General features: G+C 55.7%; 18 protein-coding genes. 9 read left to right on the forward strand and 9 right to left on the reverse strand.

Annotation, left to right across the window (positions count from 1 at the left end; all coding sequences use genetic code 11):
* The first annotated feature begins 464 nt into the window (after nt 1-464).
* From CAUR_RS07255 to CAUR_RS07270, 4 genes are all read left to right on the forward strand, one after another.
* Complete coding sequence (locus CAUR_RS07255; RefSeq protein ID WP_162015858.1) at nt 465-719, forward strand: hypothetical protein; 255 nt, start codon at nt 465-467, stop codon at nt 717-719.
* 480 nt (nt 720-1,199) lie between these two features.
* Nucleotides 1,200-2,366, forward strand: coding sequence for a C45 family autoproteolytic acyltransferase/hydrolase (locus tag CAUR_RS07260; RefSeq protein WP_012257273.1), 1,167 nt, complete (start codon nt 1,200-1,202; stop codon nt 2,364-2,366).
* 923 nt (nt 2,367-3,289) lie between these two features.
* Entirely contained in the window at nt 3,290-4,102 is an 813-nt protein-coding gene (gene trpC, locus CAUR_RS07265) for an indole-3-glycerol phosphate synthase TrpC (RefSeq protein WP_012660663.1), read from the forward strand.
* Between the two features lie 18 nt (nt 4,103-4,120).
* The gene (locus tag CAUR_RS07270) at nt 4,121-4,507 is read left to right on the forward strand and encodes a DUF4190 domain-containing protein (protein ID WP_012660664.1); all 387 of its coding nucleotides are present in this window, start codon (nt 4,121-4,123) and stop codon (nt 4,505-4,507) included.
* Between the two features lie 178 nt (nt 4,508-4,685).
* On the opposite strand, the gene hpf is transcribed toward CAUR_RS07270, so the two are convergent.
* The 3 genes from hpf to CAUR_RS07285 all read right to left on the reverse strand — a co-directional run bounded on the left by hpf (nt 4,686) and on the right by CAUR_RS07285 (nt 7,308).
* Nucleotides 4,686-5,279 (reverse strand): ribosome hibernation-promoting factor, HPF/YfiA family, encoded by a 594-nt coding sequence (gene hpf, locus CAUR_RS07275; protein ID WP_012257276.1) that lies wholly within the window; start codon nt 5,277-5,279, stop codon nt 4,686-4,688.
* Nucleotides 5,280-5,560: 281 nt separating this feature from the next.
* Nucleotides 5,561-6,403, reverse strand: coding sequence for an MBL fold metallo-hydrolase (locus CAUR_RS07280; protein ID WP_012257277.1), 843 nt, complete (start codon nt 6,401-6,403; stop codon nt 5,561-5,563).
* Entirely contained in the window at nt 6,400-7,308 is a 909-nt protein-coding gene (locus CAUR_RS07285; protein WP_012257278.1) for an MBL fold metallo-hydrolase, read from the reverse strand. Before CAUR_RS07285 ends, CAUR_RS07280 begins: the two co-directional genes overlap by 4 nt.
* Before the next feature lie 152 nt (nt 7,309-7,460).
* On the opposite strand from CAUR_RS07285, the gene CAUR_RS07290 reads away from it, so the two are divergent.
* The 3 genes from CAUR_RS07290 (at nt 7,461) to CAUR_RS07300 (ending at nt 11,098) form a co-directional block, all read left to right on the forward strand.
* Nucleotides 7,461-8,213 (forward strand): LLM class F420-dependent oxidoreductase, encoded by a 753-nt coding sequence (locus CAUR_RS07290; RefSeq protein ID WP_012257279.1) that lies wholly within the window; start codon nt 7,461-7,463, stop codon nt 8,211-8,213.
* Nucleotides 8,214-8,426: 213 nt separating this feature from the next.
* Nucleotides 8,427-10,439: a sensor histidine kinase gene (locus CAUR_RS07295; RefSeq protein ID WP_012660665.1), complete on the forward strand. Its 2,013-nt coding sequence runs from the start codon at nt 8,427-8,429 to the stop codon at nt 10,437-10,439.
* A gap of 2 nt (nt 10,440-10,441) precedes the next feature.
* Nucleotides 10,442-11,098 carry a response regulator gene (locus tag CAUR_RS07300; protein ID WP_012257281.1) on the forward strand — a complete coding sequence of 219 codons (657 nt, stop codon included), beginning with the start codon at nt 10,442-10,444 and terminating at the stop codon, nt 11,096-11,098.
* Nucleotides 11,099-11,344: 246 nt separating this feature from the next.
* Here the strand turns inward: CAUR_RS07300 and CAUR_RS07305 are convergent, their stop codons facing one another.
* Both CAUR_RS07305 and CAUR_RS07310 read right to left on the reverse strand, forming a co-directional pair.
* Nucleotides 11,345-14,890, reverse strand: a complete 3,546-nt coding sequence (locus CAUR_RS07305) for a peptidase (protein ID WP_012257282.1) — start codon at nt 14,888-14,890, stop codon at nt 11,345-11,347.
* Nucleotides 14,891-14,922: 32 nt separating this feature from the next.
* Nucleotides 14,923-19,134 carry an adenylate/guanylate cyclase domain-containing protein gene (locus CAUR_RS07310; RefSeq protein ID WP_012257283.1) on the reverse strand — a complete coding sequence of 1,404 codons (4,212 nt, stop codon included), beginning with the start codon at nt 19,132-19,134 and terminating at the stop codon, nt 14,923-14,925.
* Between the two features lie 306 nt (nt 19,135-19,440).
* Between CAUR_RS07310 and nadA the strand changes: the two genes are divergently transcribed.
* Both nadA and nadB read left to right on the forward strand, forming a co-directional pair.
* Complete coding sequence (gene nadA, locus CAUR_RS07315) at nt 19,441-20,412, forward strand: quinolinate synthase NadA (protein ID WP_012257284.1); 972 nt, start codon at nt 19,441-19,443, stop codon at nt 20,410-20,412.
* A 56-nt stretch (nt 20,413-20,468) separates the two neighbouring features.
* The gene (nadB, locus tag CAUR_RS07320; RefSeq protein ID WP_242605096.1) at nt 20,469-22,121 is read left to right on the forward strand and encodes an L-aspartate oxidase; all 1,653 of its coding nucleotides are present in this window, start codon (nt 20,469-20,471) and stop codon (nt 22,119-22,121) included.
* A gap of 7 nt (nt 22,122-22,128) precedes the next feature.
* Here the strand turns inward: nadB and CAUR_RS07325 are convergent, their stop codons facing one another.
* From CAUR_RS07325 to CAUR_RS07340, 4 genes are all read right to left on the reverse strand, one after another.
* Nucleotides 22,129-23,127, reverse strand: a complete 999-nt coding sequence (locus tag CAUR_RS07325; RefSeq protein ID WP_012257286.1) for an IS701 family transposase — start codon at nt 23,125-23,127, stop codon at nt 22,129-22,131.
* Nucleotides 23,128-24,507: 1,380 nt separating this feature from the next.
* Entirely contained in the window at nt 24,508-24,723 is a 216-nt protein-coding gene (locus tag CAUR_RS07330) for a hypothetical protein (RefSeq protein WP_012257287.1), read from the reverse strand.
* A gap of 705 nt (nt 24,724-25,428) precedes the next feature.
* Nucleotides 25,429-25,626, reverse strand: coding sequence for a hypothetical protein (locus CAUR_RS07335; protein ID WP_012257288.1), 198 nt, complete (start codon nt 25,624-25,626; stop codon nt 25,429-25,431).
* A 218-nt stretch (nt 25,627-25,844) separates the two neighbouring features.
* The gene (locus CAUR_RS07340; protein WP_012257289.1) at nt 25,845-26,633 is read right to left on the reverse strand and encodes a DUF4397 domain-containing protein; all 789 of its coding nucleotides are present in this window, start codon (nt 26,631-26,633) and stop codon (nt 25,845-25,847) included.
* Nucleotides 26,634-26,825: the final 192 nt, after the last annotated feature.

Below are 26,825 nucleotides of genomic sequence, written 5' to 3' on the forward strand. Positions count from 1 at the left end.
AGTAAGTACTGGAGCACTGTCAGGTGTTACCAGTCATCACCGGCAGTTGCGCTCAGGGGCAGCGCCAGGGTGAGGAATGATGCGCAAGAGGTGGTGGTACGCGACACGCCTGCACTGAGGGCGAGAACTCCCGGTGCAGGATGGTGCTTACTGTCGCGTGCTGGGTGATACACTGCTGGCAGCAGGTACAACACGCTGGCGCAGGTAGTGAAGCGCGCCGGAGGCGCGTGCTCACAGGGGATGCAGACACGAACCCACCCGCTCCCGCTAGCTATGCATTACTCACATGTCACGCTGCATTAGGCCGGGCTGCAAGTGCTTTCCGTGGCGCAGGCTTTCCGTGGCGCAGGCTTCCAGCCTGCGTGGAGGTATTCCTCTCAACCGCCGTCAGGTACTGGCCGTGGCCGCTGGTGCGCAGGCACGAACCTGGTACAACCAAACGTCTACGCACAGGTAGCTCATGCATGCCGGACCGACTCGATGATCGGCACGAGCACATTCAGCACCCTCGTGACCAGGATGGGCAACGGTATGCCACGCGCCGGATCGTGAGTACGGCTGGTGCGGCAGCATGGCTGCCGCACTCCAAACTGTGCGACACGCGCATAACGAGCGGGTACGGCAATCCATCCAGCCCAGCAGTGCCGGCACGGCTGGAGCGGCGCACTACCACCGGGCCAGTTGTCCACAACAGCACCCATGGTGATCATGCCTGCTGATACGCACGTGGTTGAAACCAGGTATGGGTAATGCATAGCCCGCTGGGAGCGGGAACCGCCGGTGCTGGATGGCGCATGCTGTCGCGTGCTGGATGATACACTGCTGGCAGCAGGTACAGCACGCTGTTGCAAGTGCTGAAGCGCACCTCCGGTGCGCGCTCCCAGGATGTCTGCCGGCGCTGGCGCATCGCGATGGTATCGCTCATGGGATCAGCTAAGAGTAACGGTAGATAGCGTGCGATGACGTTTACGACACCAGATTTGACACGAAAACTCTTCTAGGTGACGACTGCAAAGGTTGCCTGACAGGTATTCCCGTATCGCGAACTGGCATTACTCTGCGAATTACCGCGCGTTGGATCGATAGCTTGCCCACAAAGGCGTTCTAGTTTATGCTCCCGATTTGTAGACAATCTCCCCATCAGGGTGGTACGATAGAGCACAGCGCATATCTCATGACTGCAACAGGAGAACAAACCGATGTTTCCACTTGTTACCATTACCGGTGAGCCATTTGAGCGTGGTCAGCAGTACGGGGCAGCGACGGCAGCACTCATTCGCCACAGCATTGCCAGCTATGCCCGCTTGTTTGCGTATCGGCGCGGAATGGATTGGGAAGCGGTTCAGCAGGCAGCTCTGGCTTATGAACCACTGTTGCATGATGTAGCGCCTGATTTACTCACCGAGATGCGAGGGATTGCAGTGGGTGCCAGTCGCACTCTGGCTGAGATCATTGCGTTGAATGTGCGTACCGAGTTGCTGGCCGGTGTCGGGGTTGGTTTTCATCATCCTGAAGCAGCGGCTGCGCTGGCCCGCAATCGAGCGGCGGGGGTTCCCCAACATCAAGAGCAACTACCAGCAACACCGGCGACCGGCAGTGATGATGGTGAATGCACCACCGCTGCGGCTAGCCCACCGGCCACCGCAAATGGTCGCGTCTGGCTGGCCCAAACCTGGGACTGGCAGGGTGATCAGCGTGCCGCCTGTGTCTTGTTGCGCGTGAGCGGTCCTGACACACCTACACTGCTGACGCTCACCGAAGCAGGGATGGTAGCGAAAATTGGTCTCAATGAAGCCGGGATTGCTGTTGGCCTTAATCTGCTCCGTTCACGCGCTGACGGTCAACAGCAGGGAATGCCGGTTCACGTCCTGTTGCGGCAGATGCTACAGTCAACTGATACCGTAACAGCGCGCCGTCTGGTCAGTCAAATCCCAGCAGCCGGTTCATCGTGTATTACGCTGGCCGGTGCCGATGGTGAACTGGTTGCGCTAGAGTTGACCCCTACCGGTATTGCTGAAATACCTGCTCAAGAAGGACTGCTGGCGCACGCCAATCACTGCCTCGACGGAGGAACTGCCGCCGGTGAATGCCCGTTGGAACCAACCTCAACGACGAGAGAACGGTATGGACGAGCGTGGGAACTCTTGCACGCTGCGGCGGGCCAGATTGATCTGGATGTATTACAGGTAATTCTTCGCGATCACGACGGTGCGCCCCGCTGTATCTGCCGACACCCCGATCCGCGCGTGGCAGCGGTTGATCGCAACGAGAGCGTTTGTGGTGTCATCATTGATCTTCGCGGGCGTACAATGCACGTTGCCGCGAATATTCCCTGTCAGGCGCCGTTTGTGCCGTTCATGCTTTGAGGAGATAAAAGGTAGAAGATAGGAGATAGAAGATAGGAGATAGAAGATAGGAGATAGGAGATAGAAGATAGGAGATAGAAGAATAGAAGATAGGAGATAGAAGATAGGAGATAGAAGATAGGAGATAGGAGATAGGAGATAGAAAGTGAGAAAGTAGTGGGGAGCTGCAATCTGTGCGGCACGGGTGTTGGGGACGTTACAGGTAGTGAAGCACGCCGGAGGCGCGCGCTCCCAGGATGGCTGCTGAGGCTTCCCACGACGATGGATCGCTCAAGAATGAGTGAGAGTCAGAGATACTGCGTGCAATAGTGGATGCGAAACGCCCCCACCCGCACCTGCCACCGGTGCCGGATGGCCCTCGCTGTCGCTCGCTGATGCAGCGGTGCGCTACGCCGTTGGCAGGGGGCACACGGAGCGTTGCAGATGGTGAAGCGAGGGAGGCGCGCGCTCAAGATAGCTGCCAGGGTGGACGAACCACGCTGGAGCGCTTAAGGGTGGAGCGTGACGGTAGATTGTTGGTCACGATTTTTATCAAACCCGGTTTGATATGCCACCTACTGTGCAAGGCAACATCCGTTACCTTTTCATGCCATACCTGGTACCGGTGCACGATAGCGGCTGATCGACAATCTGGAGCAGCCTTTCAGGTACGGAGCAAAGCAGGGTTTGCAAGTGTGGCTTCCACCCTTCATAACAAACGTGGTGGGCAAGAGGCAGGAAAATTATCTGGCGTAGTGTTCTGTTCCTGAAGATGATGGAACTGACAGAGGTTCGGCAGCCGTTCATACCTGTCGGCAATCGCTTGTGATTGATGATACAATAGATGGCGATTATCGGCTATCGTCTATCGGCAACAGGTATTGCCAGTCGCACCTCGGATGAGGGTCGAAGCAACCGACGGCACATGCTACCAGGGACAACTCATGAGCGAACCAACCATTCTGGAACAGATATTAGCCCACAAACGAGTGGAAGTACGTCGTCAACAAGCCAAAATTCCCCTTGCTGCTCTGCATGACCGGATTCGGCATGCGCCACCGATTCGTGATTTCGCCGCTGCACTACGCCGGGGGCCGGCAACGGCCCTCATTGCTGAGGTCAAGAAGGCCTCACCCAGTCGTGGTGTGTTGCTGGCCAACTTCGACCATCTGGCCCTGGCCCGTACCTACGTGGCCAACGGCGCGGCGGCATTGTCGGTATTGACCGATCAGCGATTCTTTCAGGGGAGCCTGACCTACCTGGCCGGTATTCGTGCGCTGCCCGACATTCAGGCAGCAGGCACACCCTTGCTTCGGAAAGATTTCATCATCGATCCGTACCAGGTCTATGAAGCGCGCGCCTACGGTGCTGACGCCATTTTGTTAATTGTGGCTGCACTCGATGATCAGACACTGGCTGAACTTTTCACCCTAACCTATGAACTGGGAATGCATGCCCTGGTAGAGGTACACACTGTGGCTGAGTTGGAACGAGCACTACGCATCCAACCACCAATCATTGGGGTGAACAACCGTGATCTGCACCGATTCGTGACTGACCGCACGACAACCCGGAACATAGCAGATCATCTGCCATCAGGAACGCAACGACCACTGCTAGTCAGTGAGAGCGGTATTTTTACCCCCGACCACGTCGCCGAGGTGCGGGGCTACGGTGCCGACGCGATCCTGGTCGGAGAGGCATTAGTAACAGCACCGGATATTGGGCTTCAGGTGCGAACGCTAGCGACCGCATAACAGCAAGGAGTGTTTACTGTGCGACGATGTCCTGCCTGTGGGTACCCTGTTACCGGTACAGAACGATTTTGTCCGGCCTGTGGTCACGGGTTGTCCTCAATCGAGAGCAACATAACACCGGCTATTGACACAACGACCCCGCTAATGCCGGCCCAAAACAGCCGACTGGCCATTGCCAGCCTCATCTGTGGAGTGATGACCTGGATTCTCTTTTTTGTCCCGTTATTTCTGGCCATTCCGGCTGTCATTTGCGGCCACCTGGGGCACAGAGCAGTTCAGCGCGGGAACGGTATCGTCACCGGTAAGGGGATTGCCTTGATCGGAATGGCGTTAGGATATGCGCATCTCGTGCTCACCGGACTGGCACTGTGCGTGCTTTTGATCGTCCTGGTGGTAACGGTATAAATACAACGACGAGATATAGCTTTATCTCACCACAAAGGCATAGACCGCACGCAGGCTGATCACACATATTGTCAGTTGATAATCCCTTCACATAAACAATGAGTGCGGAAGGATTGCTTCCGCACTCATGTGATTACCCGATACTGAAGAGCACGCTGCATCGGGCTAACGGTTGGTATTAGCCAACTTCGGGAATAATCACACCATAATTCCCATCACGCCGTCGATACAGCACGCTGACCTGCATCGTTTCGGCATCCTGGAAGACGAAGAAATTGTGACCGAGCAATTCCATCTGCTCAATCGCATCATCAACGAACATCGGGCGGAGACGGAACGTTTTGGTGCGAATCACCCTGGCCTCTGATCCAACCTCAGTTGGGGTGGCAAGAGCTGCCGCTTCTGCCTCGGCGATAGCAACCTCTTCCGCCGGGGTTAACCCATTGGGAGCGCGCCGTTGTTCACGGCTTCGCCGCCAATACTTGTCTTTGTAGCGCGCAATCTGGCGTTGAAGCACCTCCTGTACTTCATCAATCGCGGCATAGAGGTCGGGTGCGCGCTCTTCGGCACGCAGAATTACGCCGTGCTCGGCAACCAGTGTCGTCTGCACACGATAGACCTCACCGGCATTGCGTTGTTGTTCGTGTTGGACTTCGACAGTGATACTGGTAATGCCGTGAAGATAGCGCTCAAGTTTCGAGAGCTTCTCTTCGATGTGTGCCCGCTGACGATCCGAGATTTTGCCGTTGCGGCTCTTGATGGTCAGTTCCATCGGTCTCCTCCATCCGCTGTTGCCCACCTTCAACAGGGGGCGGGGCGATAAAAAACAACCCGGCCCCCGCCATTGAGCACGGCGAGGACCGAGCTATTTCTCAAAAGGCAATGGTTTGCGAAATTGTCAGGCCGACCTGAAGGGTCATAGTGCCTCGCTTCCAGCAAAATCGCTACTACGATGTAGCTCCAACGTCGCAACCTTTCTCGTATTCTACTACGCCACTAGCCGTCACGCAAGACACGAACAGTGAGAAACTGTTTACCATGCGATATATTTACTCACACTACCAGTTCCATCCCTTCTGCAGCAGCGATCAATTGCAGCGGGCTACCTTGCGCAGCTAACATCTGCCGGAAGTGAGCAACAATCGCATCAAGTTCATCATCGGTGCGCATCGGGGCGTGATGAAACAGCAACAGGCGCTCAACGTCAGCAGCCTGGGCCATCTCAATAGCATCTTCAACCCGGCTATGACCGTAATCCTCTACCTGCTCATCCCGCAAATAGGGAGCACTGTGAATAAGGACATTGGCTTGTTTGGCAAAGGCAATCGCGGCTTCACGAATACCACGCTCACTATACCGGACATCGGTGATGTAGACCAAAGCCCGCCCACCTTCTTCCAGGCGGTAAGCCCAGATTGGTGAATGAGGGCGATATGATAGGGGCATTGCCCGAATAGTGAGTTGACCAACGATGAATGGTTCAGTTGAGATGGGGGTAAATCGATGGGTAGCACCGATATGAGCCAGTCCAAACACAGGTGAATAGACTGGCGAGAGCATGCCATCGTAGACCATTTGCAGGGAACCACGAGTGCTATCGGGGCCGTAGATATCGAGGCGGTTGCCGGGAATGTGAACAACGCCGGGGAAAGGCAGGCCGAGGATATGATCCCAGTAGGTATGGCTGATCAACAGAGTCAGTGTGCCACGACCACGACCGAATTCACCCTGCATCAACTCATCACCCAGCATGCAGAAGCCAGTTCCAGTATCAAGCACAATGAGTTCACCGTGTTCACCGGTAACTGAGGTACAACAGGTATTACCGCCATAGCGCAACATCGCTGCATTCGGTGTCGGTACATACCCCCGTACTCCCCAGAAACGAACCTTCATGGCTTCCTCGCTAACTCCATACCCTCAAACGCGGCAGAAATGATCAATCCAGGTACTGCGGCTGCCTGCTGCTCGGCAACGATCTGATCCAACTCAGCATCAGTACGGTGAGGATCATGGTGAAACAGGATCAACTGACGCACCTGGGCTGCTTCAGCAATTTCACGCGCCTGAGAAGCACTGCTGTGCCCCCAATGGGGAAAACGGGCATATTGGGCATCGGTAAACTGCGCATCGTAAATTAACCAATCAGCACGATATGCCAGCTCGAGAATCGCTTCTTTCATTGCCGCCAGTTCACGCAATTCGCTCTGGCTGCGAGCAGTGGGCTGACCAGTCCATTCGATGCGTTGCTCGCCAAAGAGCACCGTATGAAACGGCCCTGTATCGGGAATAAACGTCAACACACCCTGGTCAGTCTCTAACCGATAGGCTAATGCGCGGTACGGATGATTAGCGAGAGCAGTGCGTACCCGAACCGGCCCCAACTCAAGACAATGACCGGCACCAATCTCGAAGAAGTTGATCTGAGCGCGTAGATCATCGAGGGTGAGTGGAAGCAGAGGATCGCTCAATGCACCGGCCAGAGTTGTACGCAGACTCGACTGAGTACGGGCCAGGCCATAGATATCAATTTTTGAATTTGGGTCAAACAGGGGGGCGAAGAACGGAAAACCTATGATATGATCCCAATGGGTGTGAGTAATTAAGAGATCGAACCGGTTCGGTGGAGCATGCGATTGGCGAAGAGCTTCCCCCAACATGCGCAGACCGGTACCAGCATTAAGAATAATATGGTGGTCTTCGGCTTCCACTTCGACACACGTTGTATTACCACCATAGCGCAACATACTGGCGTTTGCGACAGGGTATGATCCTCGTGTGCCCCAGATACGAACTCTCATCCATGCACCTGTACAATATTATGTCGTATTAACGCAACCAGGTGCGCAATATCATGCAGCACTGCAACACACAGTTTACAGCATAAACGCAATTTGTGCAGGCTTTTTAAGTGTCATTTTGTTTATCGCCGCTTCACCAGAAAGGGCAAAAGATGTCTCGTTTTCGCGTTGGCGTTCAACTTCATCCACAACACACCACGTGGGAATCGTACCGTCAAGCTGTTCAATATGCCGAATCAATTGGCTGTGACACGATCTGGAACTGGGATCACTTTTTTCCTCTCTACGGGCCGCCAGATGGTCCCCATTTCGAGGGCTGGACGCTCCTGACGGCAATGGCTGTCATCACCCAACGGGCCGAGGTTGGATGTCTGGTCACCTGCAACAGCTATCGTAATCCAGCCTTACTCTCGAATATGGCAAAGACCGTCGATCATATCAGTGGTGGACGACTCATTCTTGGGCTGGGCGCAGGTTGGTTTGAAAAAGATTATACGACGTTTGGCTACGAATTTGGGACGGCTGCCGACCGTCTGCGCGCACTTCGGCAGGCGTTGCCGATTATCAAAGAGCGATGGGCCGCCGATCAACCGCCACCGCTGCGCCGCATTCCAATCTTGATCGGTGGTGGCGGTGAAAAGGTCACCCTGCGCATTACTGCTGAACACGCCGACATCTGGCACGGCTTTGGTCCGATTGAAAACTTCAAGCGCAAGAATGCCATCCTCGATCAGTGGTGCGAACAGATCGGACGTGATCCGGCAACCATCGAGCGTAGTGTGTCACCGCGAGCTGGTGAGCCGATTGAACCGTACCTTGAAGCCGGTGCCACCCACATCATCATTGGGATGGGTGAACCGTGGAACTTCGCACCGGTTGAGGAGCTGCTGAAACTGCGCGGTTAGAAGTTGACATAAATTACATAACCTGTATCACGTCGGGCGAGGTAGACGAAGGAAAGATTTTCGTCTGCCTCACCCGACAGGTTTTTGCAGTCCAACCAACACTGCAATCCTCAACCGAAGAGCAGCTATGAGTGGCCCGTACAACCTGAATTGCACGAATGGTTTGCACGATGTGATACACTTCATGGTATGAAACACCGCATATCGTCATTCATGCAAGCCGTCATTTCCCGTTATCAGCGAGCAGCATTAGCGTTCCTTGTGCTGCTCTCGCTGGTGGTGCTGGTTGTTGCTTTGAGTGCTCTGAGTGACCCGGTACTGCGGACGGCCTGGCCCCGACTGATCGGTATGCTGGCCTGTTTAGTGGGTATGGTTGGGCTGGCATGGATTACCCCCCTGCGCCTCCTGACCGTATGGGGACAGGTGATACTGATTGGTCTTGAGCTGGCCGCTGCGGCCGGTGCGCAACTACTGTACCCAACACCTTTGATTGACTACATCTATCTCATCCTGGTTCTGCAGGGCATTATGCTCTTCCGGCCATGGTTATGGGCAATAATGGCTGTCGGCATTTGGATGATCTGGGCAATCGTGCGTTACCGCCTCTCGCATGACCTGATTGGATGGCTAGAGAGTAACCTCGCGATAGCTTTCCCCGCTACCTGCGCTATCATCGCCGCCTTTATCTACGCCCGGCATCTCCGGCGCAGTGAACAGGTTCAGCAGATGCTACAGCAGATGCAGCAGCGCTCAGCAGCTTTCTCGACATTCCTCCGCGATGTTCAGCAGCGCGTGGCCCACGAAGAACGGCAACGGCTATTGCATCTACTGGCCGACGAAGTTCAGCAGGCACTGGCACAGGCCGAACAAAGTATCACGGGTGCGCTGGCGGTTGCCCAAACCAACTTACATCGCTTACATGCAGTGCTCGATCTGCCACGTGCCGCTGCCGCAACTGCAATTGATCGCCTGCGTGCCGCAGTCACTGCTCTCCGTTTCCAGAGTGACGATACCCGGCAACCAGCACGACTGGCACTGGCAAACACGTTAGAAGAAACCCTGATTGCACCTCGCCCATACTCTGTGCTGGCCTGGCTCCTACCATCGCTCTTTGTCAGTCTTTCGGTAGGCCTGGCACTTATCCAGCCCAATCCACTCTCGCTGCCAGCCTTGCTCTGGCTGGTGGTACTTGGTGGCCTGCTGATTGTAGCCAGTGCCTGTACCCAACACGTTCGGCAGACCATCTTCATCCAGATTGGCCTGGTAGTGCAAACGCTGACCATTACGTTGATGGCAGCAGTGACCAATCTGATACCGCTTCTCTGGGGATTGCTGTTGGTGGCATGGCAAATGGCCAGCCGGCTTTCGACCCTGCAATTGATCTTCTTCGGCAGTATCTTTCCACTGCTCTTGCTAGGCATCGGTTTCTGGCAATCGCTAACCCTTGATGCTGCCACCATTCTCGGTCTCGGCGTTGCCGTGGCGCTGGTAGGGGCACCGCTCATCCTGGCGCGCTATCAGTTGCGTCGGCGTCAGCAGGTCGAGTGGCAAATGCAATTACTCGCTGCCGAGATGCAGCAACAGGCAAACGAGATTCAAACCATTACGATTGCGGCAGAACGATCACGCTTTGCCCGTGAAATGCACGACGATCTGGGTTCAAAGCTGGTCTTGATAAACCTCGAACTCCAACTGGCCGCCGATCTGGCTACAGAAGACCCGACAGCCGCCCGTGACCATCTGGCGCATAGCCGGGAATTGCTGCACAGCGCCTGGCAAAGTCTGCTGGCAGTAGTTGACGCTGATTTATCCCTCCAGCCTGAAGAACTGACGCAGAACCTGCACCAGTTGGTACGTCAATGTGCCCAGAGTACAGGGATTACAGTTGATCTGAACCTTCATGGTGAGATCAATCAATTACCTGCTCCGGTAGCGCACTGTGTCTACCGGGCAGTCCAAGAGGGCTTGACCAACGCTTGCAAGCATGCCAGTGCCGATACGATTATCGTCTACGTCAGCGCCGAAGGTGGTTACGTGGTTGTAACAGTCACCAATAATGATCGTTCGGATCAACCACGATCACACATCGATCTGGGGAGCGGGAGTTTTGGGCTGGTTGGATTACGAGAACGGGCAGAGTTGCTGGGAGGCGGGATCGAAGCCGGTGCATTACCGGAAGGAGGCTGGCGATTACGGCTGGTGCTTCCGATTGACCACGAGGAATAACGATGACGATCCGCGTTCTGATAGTCGATGATCAGGCTCTCATTCGCACCGGTATCGCGACCTTGCTGTCGCGCAAAGCTGATATCGAAGTTGTTGGTCAGGCCGGGAATGGGCGCGAGGCGCTTGAGCTGGTTGCATCACTCGATCCCGATGTGGTGCTTATGGATGTGATGATGCCGGTCATGGATGGGGTAGAAGCGACGCGGAAACTTGCCGAACGCGGCCCACGCCCAGCAGTAATTATGTTAACTACCTTCCACGATGATGAACGGGTCCTGCAATCAATCGCTGCCGGCGCTCGTGGTTACCTGCTGAAAGATGTCGATCATCGAGTATTGGCCGATAGCATTCGCACTGTTGCTGGAGGCGGTGCGCTGATTCACCCGCAGATCATTGCGCAATTATTGCCACGCCTGGCCAGTCTGGCTCCCACACCAGTCACCGCTTCCTCATCGCCATCCGATGTTACCAGCATCCTCACACCACGCGAACGCGACATTTTGCGACTACTGGCCCAAGGCTACACCAATCAAGAGATCGGCGAACAACTTGCGCTGAGTGTAGGAACCGTTAAGAATCATTTAAGCGTGATTTTCGCCAAGCTGGCAGTACGCGACCGCACTCAGGCTGCACTCTGGGCGCGAGAGCATTTGTTGTAGGCAATGGGGATCGGGATCGCTCCCATATCGTCAGGGTAGAACTTGCTTCATATCCAGTTTCCGGTATTGCTCAAGATTTGATAATACAGCGAGAGAACGTAAGGAGAACTGGGGGCAGCAGGACTGCTCTACACTACAACCTGCAACTACCTCAGTTCTCCTCACTATAGCCATCGAACAATCTTGTCAAGCCAATGGAGCTTAGCAAAACGCCACCAGACTCACACCTCTTAATTAACCTTGACCCTATTCGCGCACTAATTTCGCTGCATCCTGGGAAACGATAGGTAAATACAACTGACCACCCATTGCACTACCGCCGGCATCATCATCACCGGAAAGAGCCGATTGATTACGATTTATTACCGGCAGGAAGAGCTGATACGTCGGTGGCGTAAACTGCCCTTTTGCCGTGTACATCACCGAATTACCGGCCTGATCAATCGCTGTAATGATGAGCCGTACATCAGGCCAGGGTCGTGGCACACTGGCCGTCCAGCGGCGTGGATTCTGGCTATCCTGCGAGAAAGTGAGTGGCGTCCAGGTCACATTATCATCGGCAAGATAGACACCTGTTAGAGTGACCTGTGGATTGGTGGGATTATCTGGATCGCTGACAAAGACCTCGATCAAGGTTGAGACACTTTGCAGATTTACATCCTGACCGGCGATGCGCACCCGCTCTATTACTGGCGGTGTCTGGTCAGCCAGCGCCTCTTCAGCATCTTCGGCCTCTGGATCAGTGTAGAGCACCTGGAAGACAAGCTGCGTATAGGTGCGCAACGTACCGGTAACACCATCGGTCGCCCGGAACTGGGCCGCAGTACTGATGAGGGTATCACGAGGGCCGTTGTCGCCCTCGGTGCGACTATGACCGAAGAAGCGATCAGGCACCCAGAAGCCAATCCCGGCGCTGAAATCGGGTTCAATCGTCGTGGTGATCAACGGCTCAAAAGTTTCGGTCACGATTTGTGTAATCGTTGGATTGAAATTGTTCACCGTATTGTACTGACCACCTACGAAGATAATGTCACGCACTACCAACGGATTACGTTCACTATCGTCATCGCTACCCGACAATGCGGTGATGTCGTAAGTAAAGGCGGGTAATCCCGGCATCCCGATCAGGTTATTATTAAGGATAGTAACCGTTGGGGTAACGTTAAAGGTACTGGCAAGTAAGAATGTATCGCTAATTGTAAAGTTGCTGGCATCTAGCCGGATACGCTGACCACTGCGAGTTGGTTCCAGATAGTTGGTGTCATAGTTGATAGTAAAGGTTATCGTGCGGGTGAGTTGACTACCGGCAATCGGCGTGGGTGCGGTACGGTCACCGGCGGGCAGCTCAGCATTCAGGTCTTCGACCGGTGCCGACAATGGGTTATCCACGAAGATACGCTTCCACGGCAAGCCGTAAAGGGTGGTGATTGCCAGCACCTTGTAGTCGTAGGCATTGAGACCGAGTGAGGTGCGCAGATAGCGGAGCTTCGCATTGACCAGCGCCTCGCCGATACTGCGCCCCACGTAGGTTTCACCGTTTTCTGCCATAGGGTCGGGGCGCACCTCATTCCGTACCAGCTCTTGGGTCAGCAACGCCGCCAAACGCTCACTGTAATCCACGCCATCAAGCGTCCCATAGCCATAGCCGGTATTCCCGATCCAGTTCCCGGCATGGCGATTGAACGCCTGGGCAAAATCGGCAGCGTAGAAATCGATACGCGGCCCAAGTGATTGATCGATGGCGAGATACGGCACATTGTACCCACTATGACAGCCCACTGAATAGTAGAGCGTGTTGTAGAAGAAGCCAGGGCAAATAGAAGGATAGAAGTCACACGAGCTAGACGGGATAGCAGACGGAAATCCTGAAGAATAACCCACCGACAGAATGCGATCGGCAGGGAAGTTCGGATTCCCACTACCGCTAACTGCCGGGATCAGTTGCCAGTGATCGAAGTGAGCATTGAGCGAACTGACGAGGGTCTGAGTATCAGAATAGAACTCCAGAGGAGAAGAAAAGAAGCCCGGTGTGTCAAGCGGTTGCTCAAGCCATTCGGCTTCAAACTGCGCACGATTCCAGGTATTATTGTTTAAGACCCGCTTCGTGACGCTGATACTGGTTGCCTGCTGCAAGGTGCGCGAGATTGCGTTAGCCCCGTCAATCAAGAAGTCGTAGCCGGTGATAGACAGGCTGCGTGGATAGTAGAAATCATCACGCAGATATATATTCTCCTCGCCAAATCCGGGTGCGTTGCGACGCAGAAAATCGGCAATCTCGGAGGGTCTTTCAACAATGCGGCCTACAGCCAGCCGCGGCACGAAGAGTGGAAACCCGTAAAAGCGGTAGGGTCGGTCGGCGCCATAGGGGTTATCACTAAGCAGCATGCGGTTGCGCAATGCTGCACCGAGTGGATTGTTGGGTGAAATAAGACTCGCACCGTTCGTATTCGGATCAATCGTCTTCAAATAGTCGAGGTAATCGGCTTCGTTGGCAATCGTTGTCAGATCGGGTAGACGGAAGAAGGGGATAATCTCATCCCCGCCAACCAACACGATATTGCGCACATTCGGGTATGGTGTTGTCTGGTTGGTTTCATTACCCAGATTGGAGTCGTTATTGGCTCGCATCCGGTAACGAACCCGCACATCACGTGAAAGACCATTCCCAGCAGGTGCGATAGCCGCTTCGATCACATGGTCAATGATCTGGGCCAGATAATTCGCATAGAGCGGATTTGATTGATTAGCCGGTTGCGACCAGTCGTTGAGCAATTGACTAAACGGCAGCGTACCGGTAATCACTTCCAGGTTTGCCAGATCGATGACGGCACCTTTCTCCAGGATCAGGGCATTTTCAGACTCACCCCAGACCAGTTGCGTAAGCCCAGAATAGCCAGTGGATGAAGAGAGGGTCGTCGTAATAGCATTAATTGCCGTAAGTTCACCAGGGTATACCCCCTGCATCCGAGCGGAATTGATGATGTAGAGCGTAGTAACATCAGGATCAGGTCTATCGGTCAGAAACTGCACGTGCGGTGCCGGCCCTAACGATTGCAATGTGCTCCGTTCGAGCGTAATGGTGAGTCGGTACGGTTGAGAGCTGGTTTCGCCAGCGTTGGAAGGAGCAACCGCGACAAAATAGCGCCCTGGCTGCCAGACAATAATCTCGATTTGCTCGTCATTGTTGCCCGGATTGACACTAATGGAGGCAATCTGTCCACCGATTGAGGCGATCTGACCGCCAATCGAGGCAATCTGTCCACCGATTGAGGCGATCTGTCCACCGATTGAGGCGATCTGACCGCCAATCGAGGCAATCTGCCCACCGATTGAGGCGATCTGTCCACCGATCTGGGTAACATCCTCTAAACCAGATTGACCGGCATCGAATTCAAAGGTATTCGTGGCACCACCCTGCCCGGTTGCCGGATCAACCCCACCACCGAAGACCAGATCGTAGTCAGCAGTCAAGTTGGTGAGTTCAATCGTCACCAGCGAACCTGGGGCACTAATATCGAAATAGAAGTAGTCAATATCGATAGAAGAGGTAATCACACCGGTAATCGGCTGTCGCCAGCTATCGGTGCGACCGGACGCAATTTGTTGGGCCGAAACACCGGGCGGCGTGATCCGGTTATTTGGCTCGATCTCGGCAATTTCCGGTAAATTGGTGATCTCAGTGAGACGCACCGGTGAAGGTGAAGCCGCGGTTGCCGGTTGCGGACGCATATCCAACGCCATCGGCGCCACAAGAAGAGCGAAACACACCAATGCGAACAGAAGGCGTTGCATAGGATTCTCCTTTACCCAGGGGAGGGTTGCTCTCAAACCGGTAAAGCATTGGTAAGCGCCAGATCGCGTTGGGCGTCGAGTTCGGTGAAGATAGCAAGTGCTTCAGCGCGAGCTGCCGCTGCTGTCGAATACTGTTTACGCGCCAACTCCAGACGAGCCTGTTGATAACGAACCTTACCGAGTTCATAACGATTGCCCAACGCAGCCAGCGTATTGCCACTCCGCTCGAACAATTCGGCAGCAGTTGACAAATCACCTGCCGCGAGGGCAATTTCACCCAACACCCGCTCTGCAATCGCCGCATCATCGGCCTGGCCTAATTCTTCGGCAATCGTTAGCGAACGTTGTGCGTATGCACGCGCACCTGCAACGTCCTCCAGTGCCAGTGCGGCCAGCGCCGCCAGTCGGAGAACTTCTGGCAGAAAGCTGCGGGCATTAATTGACTCCAGATCGGTAATCGCCGTGATGAACAGATCCAGGGCAGCAGCGGCATGTCCTTGATTGAGTAACACCTCACCGCGATTATAGCCCGTCACCGCTACACCCAGCCGGGAACCAAGGCGGGCGAAGAGTTCACCGGCACGCTGGTACAGCTTACCGGCCCGTTCGAGTTCATTCCGACCCACCAGCACAACCGCCAGATTATTGGCCGTGCGAGCCGTAGCCAGTACATCGCCAATGGCCTCGGAAATCGCCATTGACTGCTCAAACACCGCGATGGTCTCGGCCCAACGTCCGGCCTGGGTATAGACACGGCCCAGGTCATTGAGCACATCACACAAACCAGCCGGCATGTTCGCTTGTTCGTAAAGAGTACGTGCCTGATTGAGGGCTTCGACAGCCTGTGTCCGATTTCCCTGATCACTGGCGATATTGCCGATAATTTTGAGCGCTCTGGCCTGATCCGTCAGACTAGCACTCTCCACAGCCAGCCTGTAACCGATATTCGCCCATTCCATTGCGTGGGTATAATCGCCGGTGCGGTAGGCAATTCCGGCACCAAGCAGATAACAACGGGCGGTTTCGGCCAACAACCCTTGATGAGCGCGGGACATCCCTTCGGTTAACAGCGCAAACGCCTGCTGATAATTCGAGCGTCGCTCTTCGACTGAGGCCAGCATACGGTGCAGGCGCAGCCAGCGCTCGCTTACCGGTTGATCGGCAGAAGGCAGGCTTAACTGAAGTGCTTCGCGAAAATTCCGCTCTGCTTCATCATATTCACCCAATGTCAGATGAATATCGCCAATTGCTTCATGAATTTCGGCGACCCGGTCGATTAAGCGATTTGGGTCCCATACTGTCGCCAGGTACGGCGCAATTTTCAGGGCCGTTGTGTACAGCGCCAGCGCATCGCGATTGGCAAAGCGACGATGCGCCTGAGCGGCAGCCAGGAGATGATAATGTAGTGCCGGCTGCCACTCTTCGGCCTGCAAAAAATGCCACGCCAGCACTGCGTATTGTTCTTCGAGCTGATGCGCAGCAATCTCTTCGATCCGCCGGGCCACACGAGCGTGTAACATGCGCCGGCGAGCGTACAGAATGCCCTCGTAGGCAACATCACGCAACAGCGCATGCCGGAAGATGTAGGCCAGAATGCGCTCCTGCTGATCGGCCTGGATCAACTCATGATCGATCAGGCGCTCCAGGCTCTCATCGAGCACCGGCGGGTTAGAGTAGACGCCCTCTACCACCGGGCGCTGGAAACGTCGGCCAATGACAGAAGCAACCTGCACCAGCTCCTGGCGTGGTTCATCCAGACGGTCGAGGCGGGCAATCAGCAACCCTTCAATACTGCGGGGCAGCTCGATCTTTTCAACCGGACGAGCCAATCGCCACGCAGCACCTGCGCTGTCGCGAATCAACAGCCGATCACGAACTAATGCCCGTACCAACTCCTCGATGAAGAAGGGATTACCCTGAGTGCGATCCAGCAGCGGCAACATCTCTTCCGGCGGCGGTCCGCCGAGGAGTGCTTCTAACAGTGCCCGGCTGTCTTCTGGCCGTAGCTCACCTAATTCGATGCGGATGGTGTTGGGATGACTATCCCATGGGGCTGGTGATACCATTTCAGGACGGTAGGTGAGTAACAAGACCAGACGACGGCCTGAAACAGCCTTACTCAACCGCTCAAGGACCTCGAGCGATGGCGAGTCGGCCCAATGGCAATCTTCCAGGATCAGCAGAAGCGACTCACGAGTAGCCAGACGGAGAAAGATCTCAACCAATAGCTCTTGCAATCGATCATGGCGTTGTTGAGAGGACAACCCGCCAGTTAACGGCGTATCAGCAATCGGCAACGCCAGCGCATCGGCCAGCAGCGGTGCAAAGCGGCTGAGTTCCGGTACCAGGTGTTCAAGGCGATGAACGACATTGGCAGCTAATTGATCTGGTGCACTCCGTGCATCAAGACCCAGAGCACTGATCAATGGTGCGCGGATCGCCGCATAGGCAGTACGTTGTTCGTAGCTTTGACAATCGCCAAAGAGAATGGTGAACGGTGGCACATCCTCATAGTCATCCTGATGGACCGTCGAGTCAATGACCAATCGCTGAATTGCCTCCTCGGCCAGGCGTGATTTACCGGCACCTGCTTCCCCAACCAGTGCAATCGTGGCGCCACGTCCGCGCAGCGCAGTACGGGCTGTGGTTAACACCTGTTTCAGCTCGGCATCACGTCCAATCAGAGGTGCTACCGCCAGTTGCTCATCGTCATGGCGGTTGGAGACGGGGGCAATGCTGACAACCTGTGCCGGTGTAACCGGTTCACTCAGCCCTTTCAAGGTCAGCGGTGCAGCGGCCTGCAAGACAACCTGATCCTGCACGGCCATCTGCGAGCTTGGCGAGAGGTAGATAGCCCCCTCCGGAGCGGCAGCCATCAGGCGTGCGGCCAGATTCACCGCCGGCCCCATCACGGTATATTCATAACGTGCCGCACCACCAACCCGCCCGGCAAAGACAGTACCGGTATTAATACCGATCTTCTGAGCCAGTGGCGGGGCAAGGGTTCCCGCTAACTTACCGATCTCCTGGTTTGCCTCCTGGATGACTGTACGCAATTCAAGGGCACACCGCACAGCACGGATCGGATCGTCTTCGTGAGCTGTAGGTGCGCCAAACAAGGCCATGAGTTTATCACCGTGGGTATACATATCGACTTTGTTGATGATACCCTCGTAGTGATGAACCACTGCCTGCACACGTCGATAGTAGGCATTGAAGATAGCCGCAGCCAGTTCCGGATCGCTATCGAGCTTGATGAGATAGCGGGAAAAATCGTAGACGTTGGCGAAGAGCACGGTCACTGGGCGAAATTCACCCAATTCGCCGGCAGCAGGATCGAGAAAACGGCGTGGTAAGCGGTGGACAAGATAGGGCTGGAGAGCATTGAGCTGGCGGGCCAGCCGATTCAGCGTTGCCAGATCATCCGGGCCACTGAGCGACCAGGTTAACGACGGCACCGACGGGATTACTGTTGGTTGCAGATCGAGGAGATGATAAAACCCCGCCTGACGCGGTTCAACCCGATAACCTGCAATACACCGCAAGATTTGGTCACTGACAACAACCTCACCCGGTGCAGCAATCTCTTGCGCCAATGCAACCCGATTTACTTCCGGTCCGGTGACCACCAGTTCAATATGACTCTGATCGCCAACCTCGGCAGCAAAGACTCGCCCAGCGTGAACCCCAACGCGCAAACGCAAGGAAAAATTGTCTAGCCGCGTTGAGAGTTGGGCAAATTCCCCCATCCGACTCTGCATCGCCAGGGCGGCGGCGCAGGCAGCAAGCGCGTGATCATCGTTCAGAGTCGTTGCATCGAAAAAAACGGTCAGAGCATCACCACCAAACTTGAGCAACACCCCACCCCGCACCTGCGCTTCATGCAGCAAGGCGGCAAACAATCGGTTAACGATAGCCGAAACCTCTTCTGCCCCCTGGCGCCCTAACTCTGACAGGCGCTCCGACAGCGCGGTAAAACCGGAGAGGTCAGCGAAAAGGAGCGATCCTTCCCAAAACGAGCCACCGGTACGACCGGGCTGCGGATCGGCCAGTTGCTGGTGAACAATACGCGCCGGAATATAAGCAGCGTGCGCTGCCAGCCTGGCCCGCAAATCACTGCCCAGGCGCGCACGTACTCCGGCGGCTAAATCGCCGGTTGTGATCAAATCGGCAAGCTGATGTGGCTCAAGGTAGCCTTCCAGATCACGCCATTCAGTCAACTGCCCGGTCATTATAGTGTCCATATACTATACTACTCCGACGATGCGGAAGGTATTTACCTGTATATACCTAAACGACTCGTCGCCGAAGTTTGTTTCGAGGTTACGCCCGGCAGATGGCAACAGATGCAGGGGATGAGACATCTCTGCATAGCTACGATTCGCCTTGATAGACCTATTGTGCAGCCAAAGTCGGCAAAAGAGAAGGGGGAAAAAAGGGCTAGTTGGCTAACATTTTTGTTAGTGACCTCTTGACAATATCTCGTCGGAGGTGTATACTCATCGCAATTGTTAAAAGTGTAATAATAACACTAAATCGGAGAATATCTCATGGTCGCCCAGATCTACGAAACAACCGGTGAAACGGCTGCCAGCCTCATCGCCGAAATTGCTGACCTCCGGCGCCAACGCAATGCGATCATCCTGGCACATAATTACGAATACGGCGAAATTCAGGAGATTGCCGATTATGTCGGCGACTCGCTGGGTATGGCGCAGGCCGCAGCCCGGACCGACGCTGACGTCATTATGGTGTGCGGTGTCTACTTTATGGCCGAGACTGCCGCCATCCTTAATCCGCAGCGGACGGTACTCATTCCCGATGCAAACGCCGGCTGCTCGCTGGCCGACTCGATTACCGTAGAGCAGTTACGAGCGTGGAAAGCTGCGAATCCAGGTGCGGTTGTTGTAAGTTATGTAAATACCAGTGCTGCTGTCAAGGCAGAAAGTGATTATTGCTGCACGTCGGGCAATGCCGAGCGAGTTATTAACGCCATCCCCGCCGATAAAACCATCTTGTTTTTGCCTGATATGTTTCTCGGCAGTTATCTACGCCACAAAACAGGGCGACCGCTCAAGATTTGGGCCGGCGAGTGTCACGTCCATGCCGCCATCCGGCCAACCATGATCGAACAGAAGCGAGCGGCAATGCCTGACGCCGAGTTTCTGATTCACCCTGAATGTGGCTGTGTGAGTAGCGCAATGGATTATGTGGCTCGCGGCGCCATTGAGAGTCGGGGCACGCATATTCTCTCCACCGAGGGCATGATTGCGCATGTCAACCGCTCACCGGCCAGCCGTTTTGTGGTTGCCACCGAGATTGGCGTGCTCCACCGGATGCGCAAAGCCAATCCGGATAAGCAGTTTGTTCCCATCGATGAGTCGATAAGCTGTCGCTACATGAAGCTGATCACGCTGGCAAAGGTGCGCGACAGTCTACGCGACCTGCGCGAACAGGTGACAGTACCGCCGGAGATTGCCGAACGGGCCAGAATCGCCATTGACCGAATGCTGGCGTTGTAGGTCTGCGCAATCTTTGCACATTTGAAGTATTCACCTCACACCTGGCAGAGGAGCATATGATGGAAGCCCTTCCTACTCAACGCAGCATTCTGCAGCGCATGCCATCGGTACGCGACCGTTTTGTTGATGTCCTGGTCATTGGCGCCGGCGCAGCCGGTCTCACTGCAGCGCTGGCCGCGGCTGCCCGCGGTGCGCGCGTGCTCGTTCTGGCACGCGGTTCACTCCCCGAAAGTAACTCGGCCTGGGCCCAGGGCGGGATTGCTGCCGCGTTGGACCCGGCCGACTCGCCTGGCATTCACGTTGCCGACACGCTTACTGCCGGAGCCGGCTTGTGTGATCCGGCAGCCGTGGCAGTGCTTGCCCACGAAGCACCGGCACTGATGCGTGAGCTGGCGATGTTGGGGGTACCTTTCGAGCGCGATGCCGATCAATTTGCGTTAGGGCTGGAAGGAGGGCATTCCCGGCGGCGCATTGTTCACGTCGGCGACGCAACCGGGCGGGCTGTAACCCAGGTGTTGATCGAGCGAGTGCGTGCCACGCCACTCATCAGTGTGCGCGAGCAGGCCCAGGCGGTCGAATTGTTAACTGCCGATGAGCGCGTGGTCGGAGCGCTGGTACGCCAGGCTGATGGGTCGTGGTGGCGAGTGTTGGCGGCGGCAACCGTGCTGGCCAGTGGCGGCGCTGGTGCGTTGTACGGGCTAACCAGTAATCAACCAACGGCACTCGGTGAAGGCATTGCGCTGGCCTACCGCGCCGGAGCCGAGATTGCCGATATGGAGTTTGTGCAATTTCATCCTACGGTCTATCGCACCCGCGCCGGTTATGGCTTTCTGATCACCGAAGCTGCCCGTGGTGAGGGTGGATTGCTCTACACGCCAACCGGTCGGCGCTTTATGCCGGCCTACGATCCGCGTGCCGAACTGGCACCCCGCGATGTGGTAACGCGCGGCATTGTTGCAGCAATGCAGGAGGAAGGCTGCGATCACGTCTTGCTCGATTTGACCCATCTGCCACCTGATCAGATCGAGCATCATTTTCCGACCATTTGTGCCCGTTTACGGGCCGACGGTATTGATCCGGTGCGAGATCCGATTCCGGTGGCACCGGCAGCCCACTACCTCATGGGAGGGGTACGTACCGATTTGAGTGGCGCAACCAATCTGCCGGGACTCTTCGCTGCCGGTGAGGTCGCCTGTACGGGTGTGCATGGCGCGAATCGGCTGGCCAGCAACTCGTTACTCGAATGCCTTGTCTTTGGTCGCCGGGCCGGTGAAGCCGCCGCTACCTATCGCGGGCAAGCCGTTCCTATGCCTGATCCGCTTCCGATAGCACCAATTACCACGCCACTTCCTGCCGATTGGCGCTCTACACTGGCCGAAATCATGCGAGCCGCCGGGCCATTGCGAGACGGATCAACCCTTCGAAGCGCACTGGCAAGGCTGGCAGAGTGGCCAATCAGTGCCGGGCCAGACGAAGCCGATCACATCACTGCTGTTAATGCCGGACTGACGGCACGGCTGATCGTCACTGCGGCCTTGTTGCGTACTGAGAGCCGTGGTGGCCACTTCCGGCAGGATTACCCGCAATCAGAGGAAGCCTGGCGCAAACATACCATCCTGCGACGTGACGCCGAACCCGCGTTTGTGCCGACGATTGCACCGCCGACGGCGGTTAGCCACGAGCGACAGGGGACGCATGTCTTGATCTGATCAGGAGTTACGCAGTTGAGAGCTGGGTAGAGCGTGGATGAGCCAGGTAGGCTCGTATCGCCTCACGGACGATGGCGGCTGTGGCCTCAAACCACGACGTGCCTGTCCGCAACCGGTGCCATGCCAGGCGGAGGAAGGCCCGCAGCGCCAGACCGATGTGATTCCGCTGGGCACGAGCGGCGCGGTGCTGGGCGCGTTCAATGCCACAGTACTGCGTGATCCCGCGATGGTACGCTTCGATCCGCCACCGGTACCGGGCGTCCTCCACCCACTGGTCGGCACGCATCGCCAGGTCGCTCGTGGCCCAGTCGTCACTGCCACCGGCTGGGGTGGCTATCGCGACCACCTTGATGAAGCCATAGCCCTTCAGATGCACGATGGTGCCCGCAGCCGGAATCGGGACGTCCCGGATCGGTCGGTTGCCCGACCCATCAGGATCACCCAGGCGATTGGCGTTCAGGTGGGTCAGCCACTGCCAGGGCAGCGAGCGCACCAGCGTCAGGTTCTCCAGGCTCGCATACCAGCTGGCGAAGGCAAGCAGGCGAGGCTGAAACCCGCGTGCGGCCGCCGCCTGCACCATCGCCCGGACGTGGTCGTTCTTGGTCAACCCATCGTGGGCGTTGTCGTCGATACGGAAGTCACAGGGCAGGTGGGCATTCCCATCAGTCCACAGCATCCTGATCAGATTGATACCTACCACCACCCGCTGATGTTTCCCCGACCAATGGCGGGTAACCAGCTCCATCGCCCGACTATATGGCTTGTCCAGCGTCGTGTCGTCGATCATCAAGCAGCCCGTGGTCAATGACACCCAGGGGCGTACCTCGTCCCACACGGCAGTGCCATCCGCACGACACCGGTGCAGCAGACGCGTGGAGGCAGCATGCGCCGGACGGTTCGTGGGCGCTCCCGGATGGCAGCGTGCTGCTGCTGTATTGCTGAACACGTGCTGCGCTGCGACCAGAACGTGGATATAATCCAGTTCGTCACATTTCGGTGGGTTCATCAGCGTACACCTCCATCGTCAGCCAGAAACACGGGAGACGGAGCGACAAGTGCAACAAGTGTGAACACGGTTTATCGCCTCACGTATACTTCATCGGGAAGGAACTGCGTAACTCCTGCTGATATCAAATCTGGTTTGCCATATATCATCGCTCGTGGTTGCACCACCACGCCGACAACAGTGGTCCGAGCGCAGATACAGAGAACGGCAGTTACACTACCCACGCCGTGGTATCACACGCCGGCGTGGGTACGGTTTTCCGACCGGATTGCCCGTGGCGCACGGTTTGGCGTGCGAAAGCCAGGCTGCCGCATTCATCGCGTGTACCGGCAGGTACGGTTTACAGCACGTACCCGTGTCGGTACGTGCTCCTGATGACGGGGAAGCATAAGCGTGGCCTGGCAGTCTGCCCCATGGGAACAAAACGCCGTGCAGGGGCTGGGCTGACTAAGGACGATTGAGAGTCGCGGTGAAGCTGCACCGTATTGGTCAAGATTTGATCTGATGTGTTCAATTCTGCGGGTAAGATGGGCGAAAAGCCCGGCTTATATCAAATCTTCACTGATACTGTGCATTACTGCTCATCAGTCCGATGATAGCTATTGCCACACTCCGAGGGGTGGCCTTTCTACTGTCACAGAACGAGAGAAAAAGGTTGACAGGCAGACTGAACGATTGCACCCCAACCCACACCACCGCTCACACGCGGCAACTCATCACGGATGGTCAAGCCTGACAGACGTGTGATGACCACACTTGTTCTCGTGACTCACGGAGCAATCGCTGCCACTCGCACCTGATCGAAAGCACGGCTGCTGCGATAGCCGTGCTGCTGCACGCCAAACGCCACGACACAGGTAACCCTGTCTGGCAACGGTATCCACGCTGAAACGTGATCCCACTGTGTGCGGATTGTGAACGCTGATACGGCGCGTCCGCGGTGCAGAGAGAGGTGGTGCCCCTAAGCCAAGACTCCGCTACTTCCAGATGTGCTCAGGTCACATCTTCTATCGATGATGTCCGCACGGTGTCGCGTGACTCACGGAGCAAACGCCACGACCCGCACCGGAGCGAAAGCACGGCTGACGCGGCAGCGTGGCTGCCACACGCCAGGTAACGCGCCACGGGGAACTCTATCTGGCAATGGTATCCACACCGAGACGTGATCCAACGTTGGGCGGAGCGGGAACGCTGATTCGGCATATCGGGGGTGCGCTACTTCAGCCCAGAGGTATTCCCTGAACCAGGCCCACCTTTGCATAAGAGCTGGTATCACTCCCTGAAACACCCCATATATGCACGGTGCCACACCCTGCCCTAAGCAGAGGTCAAACCCCTATTTAACGGCTCACATATCGCCGGCAAGCAATTGCCAGGGAATCAATCGGCCGCAACGTCCCCAATGCGACCAAACTGCTCCTCGTCATGATCTCGCGGTGACCAGGCTTTTTCATCTACGATCAATTCAATCGTTTTGAAACGGCGACCAGTCTCGATATCATATCGATAGCGGACACAGACGAGACGATCCCCATACATTGCCTGTAGCTTCTTGGTGCCACGCTGACCGGGTTTCAGTTTGAGACGAGTGCGCATTGCAGGCTCCATCGAATGTCTACGACAAGTCTTGGTATCAGAATAGTGACACGGTGTTACGAAGTCGTTACCAAAAGGTTAAGATAGAGCCTGAAGTTTCAATTTTGCCCGGTGACACTAGAACTTATTCCAAAAAACAGCTACCAGAAGCTATCTCAATTTATTACTGACAGACTCGGTGATTGTGACAAGCCCCACAGTATCCTCGTCGCCAGCAGGATCAACGCCTGCCACGAACCGGATCGTGAGCACAGCCGTTGCGGCAGCATGGCTGCCGCACTCTACACCGCGCAACACGCGCATAACGAGCGGGCAAGGCAGCTAATCCAGCGCGTGATGGCACTGGAGACAGGCATAAACCCTTCGCGCTGTCATACCGGTAGACTGGGAGCAGGATATACTGTCGTTGGTGATTGGCAAGCGTTCATGAGCCTGTGTGATGGTTGGGTAGCATGATAGCGCAGCTTTTATGAAATAACCCAAATTGCTACCTTTATCACCACAGAGACACGGAGGACACAGAGGATGGGTATAACCTGGGTTACTACAGTGAGGCGTGACAAAGTGCGGCCATAGGAACTGGCTGCTCCTCGCATCGTTCATGCGGTTACGCCACACGGTGTTGCGTGCAATGTCGTGATGTTCCTGGCAGTCAGCCTCCGTGGCCTGCTCACAATATAGATAGCAACTCAGGTGAAATAAGTTCTACTGCGCCGCAAGTGCCACAACGACAGCCAGGATCAAAAAAATCAACAACCCAAAACCGGCATCTCCTTCCCCGTTATGAGGCGGTACTTCAGTCCGCACATAGATAACCGGCGGCGATACAGGGCGAGGGAGCGCTATCCCTACCACCGTTGCGCCCACGAATACGATGAGACCAAGCAGAGCAAGGGTTATCATAGCGTCCCTCCTTAAAAGTGTTATTTTAACACTATTTATCCCGATAAAAGAAAGAGGTGTTCGGCAACCTCTTATTGTCAATTATACACTAATTCACATGTGATGTCAAGTACAAATCAGGAGCGACTGTTACATCGCTCCTGATCGAGACGTGAGGTTCCTGATCCAAATGGTGCAGGCGATGTTACTCTCTCACAACCAAACGCGCGCAGAATAGATTAGCGCATGCTGCGGCGCACAGTCAATCCACCCACGACAGTTAATGCCAGAGCCATCACCAACAGAGCAACCAACGGCAGGGTATCACCACCGGTTGTCGGCAGAGCTGCCGGTGCAGCCGTCGTGACCGGTGCAGTCACCGCGAGCTGAGGAGTGATGTTGGCCACAAAGTTGGTGGCGAAGACACTGTAAATCTGACCGGCATCAACAGTGGTTCCCGGCAGGTTGATAACGACTGCGCTGCCACCTGCCGGCGTTACCTGCAAATCATAGGTCCCAGCCGGCACTTCGAGGTAGTCGCTGGCATTGGGGAAGGCCAGATTGCTGATCAGCGTGGTGCCATTCGCCAGCTTGACATCTACTGCCGGCGCATCGGGGGAGAAGTGATACACGCGCACTTTTGCCTGACCGGCCGCAGGAGCGCTCAGGTTATCGACAATGACCTGTGGTTGAATGCTGGCCACCGGCCCAACCGCAGCAACCGTGTAAGCACGACCAGCTTCAATGGTCAGATTCGCATCAATCACTGCCGAACCAGCACCGGCCCCGGTTGGGGCAACCTGTACCCGGTAAGTACCCGCCGGTAAGTCAAGATACGGGCTGGCGGCGAAAAAGCCGACGTTTGTGAGCACCGCATTGCCATTGACAAACACATCTACTGCGGGTGCATCGGGTGAAGCGTGAATGACGCGAACTTTGGCAGTGCCACTTTGGGCAAAGGCTGCCGGAACGATCAACAGAGCGAACAGTAACGCCGTGGTCAGAGCGGTGAACAGTTTACGAGCCATGAAACACTCCTCCTTGTACAATGTCGATCCCCTTTGTCCCAGAATTGCCAATCTTTTGAAAATTGATTGCACAATTTCTGGCTTCACCTCTCTTTACGCAGGAGGGTGATGAGTGGATGTATGCAAAACGTGAGTTCTTTAAATTCATCAAAGTGGCGTTACGTCGTCTGGTATATGCCAGGGGCGACACGA

This window comes from Chloroflexus aurantiacus J-10-fl (assembly GCF_000018865.1).
Lineage (GTDB): Bacteria > Chloroflexota > Chloroflexia > Chloroflexales > Chloroflexaceae > Chloroflexus > Chloroflexus aurantiacus.

Excerpts from the sequence above, each read along its gene's own strand:
- CAUR_RS07255 (WP_162015858.1), top strand. The coding sequence starts at position 465 with ATGCCGGACCGACTCGATGATCGGCACGAGCACATTCAGCACCCTCGT.
- CAUR_RS07260 (WP_012257273.1), top strand. The coding sequence starts at position 1,200 with ATGTTTCCACTTGTTACCATTACCGGTGAGCCATTTGAGCGTGGTCAG.
- trpC (WP_012660663.1), top strand. The coding sequence starts at position 3,290 with ATGAGCGAACCAACCATTCTGGAACAGATATTAGCCCACAAACGAGTG.
- hpf (WP_012257276.1), bottom strand. The coding sequence starts at position 5,279 with ATGGAACTGACCATCAAGAGCCGCAACGGCAAAATCTCGGATCGTCAG.
- CAUR_RS07280 (WP_012257277.1), bottom strand. The coding sequence starts at position 6,403 with ATGAAGGTTCGTTTCTGGGGAGTACGGGGGTATGTACCGACACCGAAT.
- CAUR_RS07285 (WP_012257278.1), bottom strand. The coding sequence starts at position 7,308 with ATGAGAGTTCGTATCTGGGGCACACGAGGATCATACCCTGTCGCAAAC.
- CAUR_RS07290 (WP_012257279.1), top strand. The coding sequence starts at position 7,461 with ATGTCTCGTTTTCGCGTTGGCGTTCAACTTCATCCACAACACACCACG.
- CAUR_RS07295 (WP_012660665.1), top strand. The coding sequence starts at position 8,427 with ATGCAAGCCGTCATTTCCCGTTATCAGCGAGCAGCATTAGCGTTCCTT.
- CAUR_RS07300 (WP_012257281.1), top strand. The coding sequence starts at position 10,442 with ATGACGATCCGCGTTCTGATAGTCGATGATCAGGCTCTCATTCGCACC.
- CAUR_RS07305 (WP_012257282.1), bottom strand. The coding sequence starts at position 14,890 with ATGCAACGCCTTCTGTTCGCATTGGTGTGTTTCGCTCTTCTTGTGGCG.
- CAUR_RS07310 (WP_012257283.1), bottom strand. The coding sequence starts at position 19,134 with ATGGACACTATAATGACCGGGCAGTTGACTGAATGGCGTGATCTGGAA.
- nadA (WP_012257284.1), top strand. The coding sequence starts at position 19,441 with ATGGTCGCCCAGATCTACGAAACAACCGGTGAAACGGCTGCCAGCCTC.
- nadB (WP_242605096.1), top strand. The coding sequence starts at position 20,469 with ATGATGGAAGCCCTTCCTACTCAACGCAGCATTCTGCAGCGCATGCCA.
- CAUR_RS07325 (WP_012257286.1), bottom strand. The coding sequence starts at position 23,127 with ATGAACCCACCGAAATGTGACGAACTGGATTATATCCACGTTCTGGTC.
- CAUR_RS07330 (WP_012257287.1), bottom strand. The coding sequence starts at position 24,723 with ATGCGCACTCGTCTCAAACTGAAACCCGGTCAGCGTGGCACCAAGAAG.
- CAUR_RS07335 (WP_012257288.1), bottom strand. The coding sequence starts at position 25,626 with ATGATAACCCTTGCTCTGCTTGGTCTCATCGTATTCGTGGGCGCAACG.
- CAUR_RS07340 (WP_012257289.1), bottom strand. The coding sequence starts at position 26,633 with ATGGCTCGTAAACTGTTCACCGCTCTGACCACGGCGTTACTGTTCGCT.